Raw genomic sequence first — 13,765 nt, forward strand, 5'->3', positions numbered from 1 at the left:
TATGAGCAGGACCAGAACCGGGTCGCGCTGCTCGTCGTCATGAACCTGTTCGTCTTCACGACCGCCGCCGTCGCCATCTTCTCGATCCTCAAGATCGCTTTCGGAGCCGCTGCATAATGTCCGCTGCCGCTTACAAGATCATCGACCATACCTATGACGCCGTCGTCGTGGGTGCGGGCGGCTCGGGCCTGCGCGCCACCATGGGCATTGCCGAGGCGGGTCTGAAGACCGCCTGCATCACCAAGGTGTTCCCGACGCGCAGCCACACCGTCGCCGCGCAGGGCGGCATCGCCGCCTCGCTGGGCAATATGGGTCCCGACCACTGGACCTGGCACATGTACGACACCGTCAAGGGGTCGGATTGGCTGGGCGACCAGGACGCGATCGAATATCTGTGCCGCGAGGCGCCCGCCGCCGTGTACGAGCTGGAGCACGCCGGCGTGCCGTTCAGCCGCACCGAAGAGGGCAAGATCTATCAGCGCCCGTTCGGCGGCATGATGCAGAATATGGGCGAAGGTCCCCCTGCGCAGCGCACCTGCGCCGCCGCCGACCGTACCGGCCACGCCATGCTGCACGCGCTGTACCAGCAGTCGCTGAAGTATGACGCGGACTTCTTCATCGAATATTTCGCGCTCGACCTGATCATGGACGATCAGGGCAATTGCCGCGGCGTGATCGCGCTTTGCATGGAAGACGGGTCGATCCACCGTTTCCGCGCGCACAATGTCGTGCTGGCGACTGGCGGCTACGGACGCTGCTATTTCTCCGCGACCTCGGCGCACACCTGCACCGGCGACGGCAACGCGATGGTGCTGCGCGCCGGCCTGCCCCTGCAGGACATGGAGTTCGTGCAGTTCCACCCGACCGGCATCTACGGCGCGGGCGTGCTCATCACCGAGGGCGCGCGCGGCGAAGGCGGCTACCTCACCAACTCCGAGGGTGAGCGCTTCATGGAGCGCTATGCGCCGAGCGCGAAAGACCTCGCTAGCCGCGACGTCGTCGCGCGCTCGATGGCGGCGGAGATGCGCGAAGGTCGCGGTGTCGGCCCGAACGGCGACCACATCTACCTTCACCTCGATCACATCGATCCCAAGGTGCTGCACGAGCGGCTGCCCGGCATCACCGAGACGGGCAAGATCTTCGCCGGCGTCGACCTGACTCGCCAGCCGCTGCCCGTGACGCCGACGGTTCACTACAACATGGGCGGCATCCCGACCAACTATCACGGTGAGGTCGTCAACCTTCGCGACGGCAACCCCGACGCGGTCGTGCCGGGCCTATTCGCGGTCGGCGAGGCGGCGTGCGTCTCGGTCCACGGCGCCAACCGCCTCGGCTCGAACAGCCTGATCGATCTGGTCGTGTTCGGCCGCGCGACGGGTCTGCGGATCAAGGATATCCTCAAGCCCAACACGACGCACAATCCGCTGCCGAAGGGGTCGGAGGAGATGGCGCTGACCCGCCTCGACACGTTCCGCAACGCCGCCGGCTCGACGCCGACCGCGCATATCCGTCGCGAGATGCAGCAGACGATGCAGAAGCACTGCGCGGTGTTCCGCGACACCGCGCTGCTCGCCGAAGGTGTCCAGAAGATCGATCAGGTCTACACCTCGATCGGCGACGTGTCGGTCAAGGATCGCTCGCTGATCTGGAACACCGACCTGGTCGAAACGCTCGAGCTCGACAATCTGCTGTCGCAGGCGGTCGTCACGATGCGCTCGGCCGACAATCGCAAGGAGTCGCGCGGCGCGCACATGCACGAGGACTTCCCCGATCGCGACGATGCGAATTGGATGAAGCACACCATCGCCACGTTCGACGGCTGGGGCGGCAAGGGCGGACAGGTCGCGATCGACTACCGCCCGGTGCACGATTACTCGCTGACCGACGACATCGAGTACATCAAGCCGAAGAAGCGCGTCTACTAAGACGCCGATCAACGTCGATCTTATGGGAACCCGCCGGACGGCCTCCGGCGGGTTTCTTGTTAAATCACGCCGCGCGGCGCCGCTGCCACCACAGCCCTGCCCCTGCCATTACCGCACCGATCGCCAGCGTCGCCACCGGATGCCGCGCTGCCGACGTATAGACGCTTAACCCCTTGCCTGTCTGGTCGCGCGATCGCTCCGCGCCGTCACGCGCCGGGGTAAAAAGATTGTCCGGGCGCGGCTGATTGCGCGTCGGATCGATGAACAGCGCGGAACCCAGCGCCGCCACGCGGTCGAAGAGGGCCGGCGCGTGTTGCGCGAAGAGCACCTGCATCTTTCCCGCGCCACCCACGGTCACGCCGCGCGTTGGGCGAGACGCTGCGTCGAGGATTGCCTCTGCCACCAGCAGCGGATCGTACACCAGCGGCGGAATGCGCGCCTTGCCGCCGACGTGGTTGCTAGTGTGCTCCGCGACCGGCGTGTCGATCCCTGACGGCTGGATCAACGTGACCGAGATCGGCGCGCCCTCCTGCAACAACTCGGCGCGCAAGGTGTCGACATAGCCCTTCACCGCATGCTTGCTGGCGGCATAGGCGCCCATCAGCGGGCTTGGCATACCCGCCGCAATCGACGCGACGGTGATCAGCGCGCCGCCTTGCTCGCGCAGCAGCGGCACCGCGGCGGCGCAGCCGTTGACGACGCCGAAGTAATTGGTGCGGAACAGCCGCTCATGCTCGCCGATCGGCGTGTCGAGCAGCTTGGCGTAGATCGCGACACCGGCATTGTTGACCCAGGTGTCGACGCGTCCGAACCGCGCCACCGCGTGCCGCGCAACGCGCTGCACCGCCTCGGGGTCGCCGACGTCGGCAGCGACCGCATAGGCCTCCCCACCCGCCTGTTCGATCTCCGCCACGATCTCGCCCAACGCGTTTTCGTCACGAGCGACCAGCACCAGCTGCGCGCCGCGGTCCGCGGCAAGCCGCGCGGTGACCAAGCCGATCCCTGACGAGGCACCGGTGATGACGATCACCTGTTGATCAAGCGGCTTCAACTTCAATGGCATAGGCGGGCATCCTCTCGCATGTGCAGCAGAGCGAACCTGACGGACGAGCGTTCCCGTGTGTGCGTCGGGCGAGTGAACCGCGGGAGGGCAGTGATTGCGCTCTTGACGAGCCATGCACCGTACCGGCTACTCTGCGCGCCGGGGACCTTGGCCATGCGTATGCTTCTGCCGCTTGTCATTGCATCGATCGCGTCCGTCGCGACTGCGCAAACCTACCAGCCCGTTCGACACACCCTGCCCGCCCCGGTGTTCACCGGCGGCGACAACGAAACGCAGGTCCAGGCCGACATGGGGATCAATGTCGAGCGCGACCGGCCCGCACGATGGCGGCTCGACGAACACCGCCGGCTCGACCGCACGCTCGCCGCGGTCCGGCCGCAGCGGCCGGGCGTGGTTGACGCGTTCGTGATCGTCGCCGCGCTCGACAGCGATCCCGTCTTCGGGCGCGAGGCACGCGAGGCCGCACGGGTGCTCGCGCACCGCTACCACGCCGACGGCCACGTCATCCTGCTCGCCGGCAGCGACGGCACGCGTGACAGCGATCAGGCGATGGGCAGCCCCGGTAATCTCGACCTCGCGCTCGCGCGCGTCGCCGAGGTGATGGACACGGCGGAGGACGTGCTGATCCTCTACACCACCAGCCACGGCGCGCCGTTCGGACTCTATTATAATGACGGCGATCAGGGCTACGGCGCGGTCTCGCCTGCCCGCTTGTGGAATCAGCTGTCGACGCTTGGCATCCGCAATCGCCTGCTCCTGCTCAGCGCCTGCTATTCGGGGGTGTTCGTGCCGATGCTGTCATCGGATACGACCGCGATCGTGACGGCCGCGGCGGCGGATCGCCCGTCGTTCGGCTGTCAGGCCGATAACGACTGGACCTTCTTCGGTGATGCGCTGGTCAACACCGCCCTCAGAAAACCACAACCACTCGCCAGCGCGGCCACGGAGGCGCAGACGCTGATCGCGGGATGGGAGCGTGCCTCGTCGCTCGACCCCTCACGGCCGCAGGTGTCGATCGGTGCGGGCGCGAGGACCTGGCTCGCCGCACTGGAACGCGACCTACCCCCCGCGACCCCGCGCGCTGGCCGGCCCGCGATTGCCTTGCTCCAAGTTAAATAGGCAAAGAAGCGGCGGAACCTTGCGCAGCGCGTGACGCTAAGCGCGCCATGAACCAGCCCAGCACCCCCGCAACGACGCCCAGCAACGCGAACAATTACCCGCTGCTCGCGCGTCCGCACATCCAGCTCTACGGCACCGTCGACGATCAGATGTATGCCAAATTCCTCGACGGCCTCGCCGCCGCGCCCGCGGAAGGTCCGCTGGTGGTGTCGATCACAACGCTGGGCGGCGATCCTGAAATGGCGCGCGCGATGGGTGATTCGATCCGCCTGTTGCGCGAATATACCGGCCGCGAGACGCTGTTCCTCGGCAAGGTCGCGGTCTACTCCGCCGGCGCGACCTTCATGTCGGCCTTCCCCGCCGACAAGCGCTTCCTGACCAAGAACTCGCGGCTGATGATCCACGAGCGGCTGATGAACTCGACGATCGAACTGTCCGGCCCGCTCAACACGTTGTCGCCGGTACTCAACGCCAAGCTGAACGAGATCGAGGACTCGATCCGCATCCAGGACGAGGGGTTCGCCGATCTCATTCGCGGCACACAGGTGACGCTGGAGGAGTTGAAGCAGCGCGCGCCGCACAATTGGTACATCGAGGCGAGCCACGCGCGCGACCTGGGTCTGGTGCTCGACATCATCTGATTGCGCAAATGGTGGCGGACGCGGGCGCGGCATATTATATCTTGAGCCTTGGCGCGCCCGCGCTAGGAGTGATGCAGGCTCGTTTGCGGCTGCGGCCGCGATCGGGTAACTGAGCCGACAGCGATCGTGACGTGCCTCGCCTGCGATCCTGCCACCAGATGAGTAAGAGACGCGCATGGCCGAGTTCACCCTGCCCAAGAACAGCCGGATCAAGGGCGGCAGCAAGCACCCCTCGCCGCAGCCCGGCGGCAAGATGCGCAACTTCAAGATCTACCGCTACGATCCGGATTCGGGCGAGAACCCGCGCTTCGACACGTTCGAGGTCAACACCGACGAGTGCGGGCCGATGGTGCTCGACGCGCTGATCAAGATCAAGGGTGAGCAGGACTCCTCGCTCACCTTTCGTCGTTCGTGCCGCGAGGGTATCTGCGGCTCGTGCTCGATGAACATCGACGGGCGCAACGGTCTTGCCTGCACCACCGCGATCGAGGACGTGAAGGGTGAGGTGAAGATCACCCCGCTGCCCGCGATGGACGTGGTCAAGGATTTGGTGCCCGACTTCACGCGCTTCTACGCGCAATATGCTTCGATCACGCCGTGGCTGCAGACCGTTACCCCGCCGCCTTCGGGCAAGGAGCGGTTGCAGAGCCCGGAAGAGCGCGCCAAGCTCGATGGCCTGTACGAGTGCATCCTGTGCGCGTGCTGCTCGACCTCGTGCCCGAGTTATTGGTGGAACTCCGACAAGTTCCTCGGGCCGGCGATCCTGCTTCAGGCGTACCGCTGGCTCGCCGACAGCCGCGACGAGATGACGGGCGAGCGACTCGACGCGCTGGAGGATCCGTTCCGCCTGTATCGCTGCCACACGATCATGAACTGCGCCAACGTCTGTCCAAAGGGCTTGTCGCCTGCGAAGGCGATCGCCGAGATCAAGAAGATGGAGGTCGAGCGGATCGTCTGATCCGCCGACCCTCCCCCACCACCGTTCATGCCGGTCCTGCCGCGGCGCGTGCCTGAACACGTTTCCGCCGCCGGCACGACTGGATCAGCATGGATCGTAGTGACCACAGCGAGGCCGTACCCTCGCGTGCCTTCCTCTTCGACGAGCATCCCGACCACCCCGGCTGGATGCACTGGCGCTTTCGCGACGATACCCGCTTCAATGCATTTTTAGGTGACGTGATCGTCCGACGGGAAGACGTGCTCGCCCGCGTCCGGATGATGCCGGAACATCGCCACTCCAATTTCGGCAACAACGTGCACGGTGGCGCGCTGCTCGGCTTCATCGACGTGGCGCTGTTCGCGGCGATACGCAGCTTCGGCCTGCTATCGGCTGGGCCAGCGGTGACGCTCGACCTCAACACCCATTTCATCGGCGCGGGCCGCATCGGCGAGCCGCTGGAGGCGCAGGTCGAGATCTTGCGTGAGACGCGTCGGTTGATCTTCGTACGCGGGTTGTTGGTTCAGTTCGACATGACGATCGCCGAATTCTCCAGCACGATCCGCAAGCCGAGCGACGGCTGATGGTGGGGGTACGCGCCGCCTACGACACGCTGATCGCCGCGGGCGAGCTCCGACCCGATGCCGAGCAGGCCGCAGCCGCCGACCGGCTCGACGCGTTGGCGGATGAATTGGAGCATCCGCGCACCACCGGCCTGTTCCGCAAGCGGCTGGTTCCGGCGAAGGGCGTTTATCTCTGGGGTGACGTCGGGCGCGGTAAGTCGATGCTGATGGATCTGTTCTTCGATCACGTCGACGTGCCAGCGAAGCGCCGCGTCCATTTCGCCGAGTTCATGATCGAGGTTCACGGCCGCATCGCCGTCGAGCGGCGCAAGGAAGCGGGCGATCCGATCCTGCCCGTCGCGCAAGCGTTAGCGGAGGACGCCCGCCTGCTCGCATTCGACGAGATGATGGTCACCAACTCACCCGACGCGATGATCCTGTCGCGGCTGTTCACCGCGATGATTGAGGCGGGCGTGACGATCGTCACCACCAGCAATCGCGCGCCCGGCGATCTCTACAGGAACGGCCTCAATCGCGAGCATTTCCTGCCCTTCATTGCGCTGATCGGCGAGCGGCTCGACGTGCTCGCGCTCAACGGTCCGGTCGACTACCGGCGCGATCGTTTGGGGCAGCAGGACACCTGGCTCGTGCCCAACGGCGCAGAGGCGACCGCGCAGCTCTCCGCCGCGTTCTTCCGGCTGACCGACTATCCGCCTGAGGATCGCGAGCACGTACCGAGCGAAGACCTTCCGGTACAGGGACGCACACTCCACGTGCCCAAGGCATTAAAGGGTGTCGCGGTGTTCAGCTTCAAGCGGCTGTGCGGCGAGGCACGCGGACCGGCGGACTATCTTTGCATCGCGCGGCGCTATCACACCGTCATTCTCGTCGGCATCCCGCAGTTCGGTCCCGACATGCGCAACGAGGCTGCGCGCTTCGTCAGCCTGATCGACGCGTTGTATGAATATAAGGTCAAGCTGCTCGCCGCCGCCGATGCGCAGCCCGACCAGCTCTATCCTTCCGGTGACGGGCGGTTCGAGTTCGAACGCACGGTCAGCCGCTTGGAAGAGATGCGATCGCAGGACTATCTGGCGCAGGGCCACGGCCAGGAATAACGCTTATCGATATTGCGAACCGTTATCGCTACAATCTTGTTGCCCACCGTTTTGCGGGTTGTGGCGCACGGCCAAAGGGCGTAGGCGACCTAACCATCCACCGTAATGACGAGAGGGGATGGAATGGCCCGCAAGAAGATCGCGCTTATCGGCGCCGGCAACATCGGCGGCACGCTCGCGCATTTGGCTGCGCTCAAGGGTTTGGGTGACATTGTCCTGTTCGACGTCGTCGAAGGCGTCCCGCAGGGCAAGGCGCTCGACCTGTCGCAGTGCGGGCCGGTCGAAGGCTTCGATGCCAAGATCACCGGCACCAACGATTATGCCGACATCGCGGGCGCGGACGTTATCATCGTCACCGCCGGTGTCGCGCGCAAGCCCGGCATGAGCCGTGACGACCTGCTCGGCATCAACCTGAAGGTGATGAAGGCGGTCGGCGAGGGTATCAAGAACAACGCCCCCGACGCGTTCGTAATCTGCATCACCAATCCGCTCGACGCGATGGTGTGGGCGCTGCGTGAATTCTCCGGCCTGCCGCATAACAAGGTCGTCGGCATGGCCGGCGTGCTCGACTCGGCGCGCTTCTCGCACTTCCTCGCGACCGAGTTCGGCGTCAGCGTGAAGGACGTGAACACGTTCGTGCTCGGCGGTCACGGCGACACGATGGTTCCGGTGCTCGAATATTCGACCGTCAGCGGCATCCCGGTCAGCGACCTGATCGAGATGGGCTTTTCGACCAAGGAGAAGGTCGACGAGATCATCAAGCGCACGCGCGGCGGCGGCGGCGAGATCGTCGCGCTCTTGAAGACCGGCTCGGCCTACTACGCGCCCGCGACCAGCGGCATCGCGATGGCGGAAGCGTATCTCTACGACCAGAAGCGCATTCTGCCCGCCGCCGCCAACCTGTCGGGTGAGTACGGCATCGACAACCTCTACGTCGGCGTCCCCGTCGTGATCGGCGCAAACGGCGTCGAGAAGATCGTCGAGGTCAAGCTGTCGGACGAGGCGAAGCAGAACCTCCAGGTGTCGGTCGACGCGGTCAAGGAACTGCTCACCGCATGCCGCGGCATCGACAACACGCTCGCCTGAACGGCTGACGAAAAGGACCCCCGATGAGCATCCTCGTCGACAAGAATACCAAGGTCATCACGCAGGGGATGACCGGCAACACCGGCAGCTTCCACACACAGGCGGCGCTCGACTACGGCACGCAGATGGTCGGCGGCGTGACGCCCGGCAAGGGCGGCACCGAGCACCTCGGGCTGCCGATCTACAACACCGTGCACGAAGCCGTTGCCGCGACCGGCGCGACCGCGAGCGCAGTGTACGTGCCGCCTCCCTTCGCCGCGGACTCGATCCTGGAGGCGATCGATGCCGAGGTCCCGCTGATCGTCTGCATCACCGAAGGCATTCCGGTGCTCGACATGGTGCGCGTCAAGCGCGCGCTGTCGGGGTCGAAGTCGCGGCTGATCGGCCCGAACTGCCCCGGCGTGCTGACGCCAGGCGAGTGCAAGATCGGCATCATGCCGGGTAACATCTTCCGCAAGGGCTCGGTCGGCGTCGTCAGCCGCTCGGGCACACTCACCTACGAGGCGGTGTTCCAGACCTCGAACGCTGGCCTTGGTCAGACCACCGCAGTCGGCATCGGCGGTGATCCGGTCAACGGCACCAACTTCATTGACGTGCTGGAGCTGTTTCTCGCCGACGACGCGACCGAGTCGATCATCATGATCGGCGAGATCGGCGGCGATGCCGAGGAGCAGGCGGCGCAGTTCCTGAAGGACGAGGCGAAGCGCGGGCGCAAGAAGCCGATGGCCGGCTTCATCGCCGGCCGCACCGCGCCTCCGGGCCGTCGCATGGGCCACGCCGGCGCGATTGTGTCGGGCGGCAAGGGCGACGCCGAGAGCAAGATCGCGGCGATGGAAGCGGCCGGGATCAAGGTCGCGGCGAGCCCGAGCGAGCTCGGCTCGACCCTGCTCGAGGTGTTGAAGGGTTGAGGCGCTGCCGCCCGTTCGCGGGCGACGCGTGAATGACGGACGGGCGCTTGTAACCGGGGCCACCCGCGCTTGTCCGATTGCCGCCTTCGGGGCGGCCGGCCCCACCCTCGCCTTCGCGGGCGGGACATGAGGTGTGTGATGGGCTTCGAAGGTCAGGATTTCAGCGACATCGCCGGCGGCGTCAGCCCCGCGTTCATCGACACGCTCTACGCCCGCTACAAATCCGCACCCGACAGCGTCGAGCCGGGCTGGCGCACCTTTTTCGAGGGGCTTGAGGGCGCAAGCAGCTCGCCGTCGTGGACCAACCAGCGCTGGCCGCTCACCACCACCGACGACCTGACGGCCGCGCTCGACCCGACGCAGATGGAGCCGACGCCCAAGCCCGCGAAAGGCGGCGCCAAGGCAGCACCGGCCGCGGCCGCGCCGTCGAAGGACGACATCATCCGCGCCGCGGGCGATTCGATCCGCGTGCAGATGCTGGTGCGCACGTACCGCGTGCGCGGGCATCTGGCGGCGAACCTTGACCCGCTCGGCCTGTCGGGCCTGCGCGAATTGCCCGAGGATCTGAAGACCGAATATTACGGCTTCACCGACAATGACATCGACCGCCCCGTCTACCTCGGCGGCACGCTTGGACTTGAATGGGCGACGGTACGCGAGGTCGTCGATACGTTGCGCGCGAATTACTGCGGCAACGTCGGCCTCGAATACATGCACATCGCCGACGTTGAGGAGCGCCGCTTCCTCCAGGATCGGATGGAGGGCAAGAACAAGGCGATCGAGTTCACGCCCGAAGGCAAGAAGGCGATCCTCAACAAGGTGATCGAGGCCGAGCAGTGGGAGAAGTTCCTCGGCCGCAAGTACGTCGGCACGAAGCGCTTCGGCCTCGACGGCGGCGAGAGCATGATCCCTGCGCTCGAGAGCCTGATCAAGTACGGCGGTGCGGCGGGCGTCAACGAGATCGTGTTCGGCATGGCGCACCGCGGCCGGTTGAACGTGCTCGCCAACGTGATGAGCAAGCCGCTGCGCGTCATCTTCCACGAATTCGCGGGTGGCAGCGCCAACCCTGACGACATCGGTGGATCGGGTGACGTGAAGTACCACCTCGGCACCTCGACCGATCGCGAATTCGACGGCCACAAGGTGCACATGAGCCTGGTCGCCAACCCCTCGCATCTCGAAGCGGCGGACCCGGTCGTGCTCGGCAAGATCCGCGCGATCCAGACGATTGCGGGTGATCTCGACACGCACTCGCGCTCGCTGCCCGTGCTGATCCACGGCGACGCTGCCTTCGCGGGCCAAGGCATCGTGTGGGAATGCTTCGGCTTCTCGGGCATCCGCGGCTACAACACCGGCGGCTGTGTCCACTTCGTCATCAACAACCAGATCGGCTTCACGACCAGCCCGCAATTCGCGCGCTCCTCGCCCTATCCGTCGGACGTCGCCAAGGGCGTGCAGGCGCCGATCTTCCACGTCAACGGCGACGATCCCGAGGCGGTCACCTTCGCCACCAAGATGGCGATCGAGTATCGACAGAAGTTCCACCGCGACGTCGTCATCGACATGTGGTGCTACCGCCGTTTCGGGCACAATGAGGGCGACGAGCCGGGCTTCACCCAGCCGATCATGTACAAGGCGATCCGCAGCCATCCGGGCGTCAGCGACATCTACGCCAAGCGACTGGTGCAGGAAGGCGTCGTCGATCAGGCATGGGTCGACGAGAATGTGAAGCAGTTCACGACGCGGCTGGAAGGCGAGTTCGAAGCGGGTGCGGCGTACAAGCCCAACAAGGCCGACTGGTTCGCGGGCCGCTGGTCTGGGCTCCACGCCCCCGCAGACGCCGACAGCCAGCGTCGCAGCGTCGAAACCGGCATCGAGCCCAAGCTGTTCGACGCGCTCGGCCGTCTGCTGACGACGATCCCCGACACGATCTCGGTCCACAAGACGCTGTCGCGCGTGCTCGACGCCAAGCGCGAGATGTTCCGCTCGGGTGCGAACTTCGACTGGGCGACCGGTGAGGCGCTGGCGTTCGGCTCGCTCCTCTCGGAGGGCTACGGCGTCCGTCTGTCGGGGCAGGACTCCGGCCGCGGGACGTTCTCTCAGCGTCACGCCGTCTGGGTCGATCAAAGCGACGAGCACAAGTATGTGCCGCTGTGGAACGTCGAGCATGGCAGCTTCGAGGTGCTCGATTCGCCCTTGTCCGAATACGGCGTGCTCGGTTTCGAATACGGCTACGCGCTCGCCGATCCGAAGACGCTCGTCTTGTGGGAGGCGCAATTCGGCGACTTCGTCAACGGCGCGCAGATCATGATCGACCAGTTCATCACTAGCGGCGAGGCCAAGTGGCTGCGTGCCAACGGCCTGGTGATGCTGTTGCCGCACGGCTACGAGGGCCAGGGACCCGAGCACTCGTCGGCGCGCCCCGAGCGCTTCCTGCAGGCATGTGCGGGAGACAACATCCAGGTCGCGAACTGCACCACCCCGGCGAACTATTTCCACCTGCTTCGCCGGCAGATGCACCGCAATTTCCGCAAGCCGCTGGTCGTGTTCACGCCCAAGTCGCTCTTGCGTCACAAGTTGGCGGTGTCGAGCGCGGTGGACTTCCAGCGCGACACGCATTTCCGCCGCGTCCTGTCCGACCCCTCGGCGCCCGCGGATGCGGCGACCAAGCGGCTGGTGCTGTGCACCGGCAAGGTGTCGTACGACCTAATGGAAGCGCGCGATGCCGCCGGCGACGAGCACACGCAGATCGTGCGCGTCGAGCAGCTCTACCCCTTCCCGACGCAGTCGCTGGTCGAGCGGATCGCGCGAATGCCGAACCTCGAAGAGGTCGTATGGGCGCAGGAAGAGCCGCGCAACAACGGCTACTGGTTCTTCGTCGAGCCGTTCATCGAGGAAGTACTTGGACAGGCGAACTGCCCGGTCAAGCGTCCGCGCTACGCCGGCCGCGCCCCTGCGGCGTCACCGGCAACCGGTCTGATGAAGCGTCACCAGGCCGAGCAGGGTGCACTGATCGCCGACGCGCTCGGGCACAATGTGCGCGAGGAAATCCGCCGGACCCGCGAGGCCGACACCACCAAGAAGGCCGGCTCGGCCGGCGCCTGACCCTTCGCTCAACACAGGAATAGATCATGGCAACCGAAGTTCTGGTGCCCACGCTGGGCGAATCGATCACCGAAGCTACCGTCGGCGAGTGGCTGAAGCAGCCGGGCGACAAGGTCGCCGCCGACGAGCCGATCGCGAGCCTTGAAACCGACAAGGTGTCGGTCGAGGTTCCCTCGCCGGTGGCAGGCGTGATGGGTGAGCATGCGGTCAAGGTCGGCGACACGGTCGAGGTCGGCGCGCTGCTGGCAACGGTCGACGCGGGCGGCTCGGCCCCTGCGCAGTCGAGCGCGCCGCAGCCCGCAGCCACGCAGTCGCCTGCTAATTCGCCCTCCCCTTCCCCATCACAGGATGACGCTGCCCCGGTCGCAGGCGGCTACGGCAACCACGGCGCGGCGCCTGTCGCAGGCGACGGCCCCGCCGCGCTCTCGCCCTCGGTGCGCCGCGCGGTGCTGGAACACGGCGTCGACCCCTCGACGATCAAGGGCACCGGCAAGGACGGTCGCATCACCAAGGAAGATGTCGCCACCGCGGCCTCGTCCAAGCCTGCCGCGTCGGCAGCTCCCGCACCGGCAGCCGTGGCTCCTGCCGCTGCGTCGGGTCGTAAGGAAGAACGGGTGAAAATGACCCGCCTGCGCCAGACGATCGCCAAGCGGCTAAAGGAAGCGCAGAATACCGCCGCGATGCTGACGACGTTCAACGACGTCGACATGACCGCGGTGATCGAGGCGCGCGCCAAGTACAAGGATCTGTTCGAAAAGAAGCACGGCGTCCGCCTGGGCTTCATGGGCTTCTTCGTTAAGGCCGCGACGATGGCCTTGAAGGACATTCCATCCGTCAACGCCTCGATCGAGGGTGACGAGATTGTCTACCGCGATTACGCCGACATATCGGTCGCGGTGTCCTCACCGGGCGGTCTGGTCGTTCCCGTCATCCGTGACGCGCAGGACTTGTCGGTCGCAGGTATCGAGAAGACGATCGGTGACTTCGGCCGCCGTGCCAAGGACGGCACGCTCAAGATGGACGAGATGCGTGGCGGCACGTTCACGATCTCGAACGGCGGCGTGTTCGGCAGCCTCATGTCGACCCCGATCATCAACCCGCCGCAGTCGGCGGTGCTGGGCCTCCACCGGATCGAGGATCGCCCCGTGGTCGTGAACGGCCAGGTCGTAGTGCGCCCAATGATGTATCTGGCGCTCAGCTACGACCACCGCCTGATCGACGGACGCGAGGCGGTGACCTTCCTGGTTGCGCTCAAGAACGCAATCGAGGACCCAACTCGCATCCTGATCGACCTGTAATCATA

General features: G+C 65.8%; 11 protein-coding genes. 10 read left to right on the forward strand and 1 reads right to left on the reverse strand.

Translation table 11 applies throughout. The features are described from left to right. Positions 1–116: 116 nt before the first annotated feature. A complete protein-coding gene (gene sdhA / locus QZ847_RS16350; RefSeq protein ID WP_294358610.1) occupies positions 117–1,925 on the forward strand; it encodes a succinate dehydrogenase flavoprotein subunit in 1,809 nt (602 codons plus the stop codon). A gap of 64 nt (positions 1,926–1,989) precedes the next feature. Here the strand turns inward: sdhA and QZ847_RS16355 are convergent, their stop codons facing one another. After that, positions 1,990–2,988, reverse strand: coding sequence for an SDR family oxidoreductase (locus tag QZ847_RS16355; RefSeq protein ID WP_294358614.1), 999 nt, complete (start codon positions 2,986–2,988; stop codon positions 1,990–1,992). A gap of 153 nt (positions 2,989–3,141) precedes the next feature. On the opposite strand from QZ847_RS16355, the gene QZ847_RS16360 reads away from it, so the two are divergent. The 9 genes from QZ847_RS16360 to odhB all read left to right on the forward strand — a co-directional run bounded on the left by QZ847_RS16360 (position 3,142) and on the right by odhB (position 13,760). Then, a complete protein-coding gene (locus QZ847_RS16360; protein WP_294358617.1) occupies positions 3,142–4,107 on the forward strand; it encodes a C13 family peptidase in 966 nt (321 codons plus the stop codon). A 47-nt stretch (positions 4,108–4,154) separates the two neighbouring features. Next, positions 4,155–4,748 carry an ATP-dependent Clp protease proteolytic subunit gene (locus QZ847_RS16365; protein ID WP_294358619.1) on the forward strand — a complete coding sequence of 198 codons (594 nt, stop codon included), beginning with the start codon at positions 4,155–4,157 and terminating at the stop codon, positions 4,746–4,748. A gap of 175 nt (positions 4,749–4,923) precedes the next feature. Beyond that, the gene (locus tag QZ847_RS16370; protein WP_093005567.1) at positions 4,924–5,706 is read left to right on the forward strand and encodes a succinate dehydrogenase iron-sulfur subunit; all 783 of its coding nucleotides are present in this window, start codon (positions 4,924–4,926) and stop codon (positions 5,704–5,706) included. Positions 5,707–5,795: 89 nt separating this feature from the next. After that, the gene (locus QZ847_RS16375) at positions 5,796–6,269 is read left to right on the forward strand and encodes a PaaI family thioesterase (RefSeq protein ID WP_294358621.1); all 474 of its coding nucleotides are present in this window, start codon (positions 5,796–5,798) and stop codon (positions 6,267–6,269) included. Continuing rightward, complete coding sequence (gene zapE, locus QZ847_RS16380; protein ID WP_294358623.1) at positions 6,269–7,363, forward strand: cell division protein ZapE; 1,095 nt, start codon at positions 6,269–6,271, stop codon at positions 7,361–7,363. Before QZ847_RS16375 ends, zapE begins: the two co-directional genes overlap by 1 nt. A 123-nt stretch (positions 7,364–7,486) precedes the next feature. Next, a complete protein-coding gene (mdh, locus tag QZ847_RS16385; protein ID WP_294192592.1) occupies positions 7,487–8,449 on the forward strand; it encodes a malate dehydrogenase in 963 nt (320 codons plus the stop codon). A gap of 23 nt (positions 8,450–8,472) precedes the next feature. Beyond that, complete coding sequence (gene sucD, locus QZ847_RS16390) at positions 8,473–9,357, forward strand: succinate--CoA ligase subunit alpha (RefSeq protein WP_019515918.1); 885 nt, start codon at positions 8,473–8,475, stop codon at positions 9,355–9,357. Positions 9,358–9,495: 138 nt separating this feature from the next. After that, a complete protein-coding gene (locus QZ847_RS16395; protein WP_294358628.1) occupies positions 9,496–12,462 on the forward strand; it encodes a 2-oxoglutarate dehydrogenase E1 component in 2,967 nt (988 codons plus the stop codon). Between the two features lie 26 nt (positions 12,463–12,488). Further along, positions 12,489–13,760, forward strand: coding sequence for a 2-oxoglutarate dehydrogenase complex dihydrolipoyllysine-residue succinyltransferase (gene odhB / locus QZ847_RS16400; RefSeq protein ID WP_294358631.1), 1,272 nt, complete (start codon positions 12,489–12,491; stop codon positions 13,758–13,760). The last annotated feature ends 5 nt before the right edge of the window (positions 13,761–13,765 follow it).

The sequence above is a fragment of the uncultured Sphingomonas sp. genome (genome assembly GCF_913778135.1).
Taxonomy (GTDB): domain Bacteria; phylum Pseudomonadota; class Alphaproteobacteria; order Sphingomonadales; family Sphingomonadaceae; genus Sphingomonas.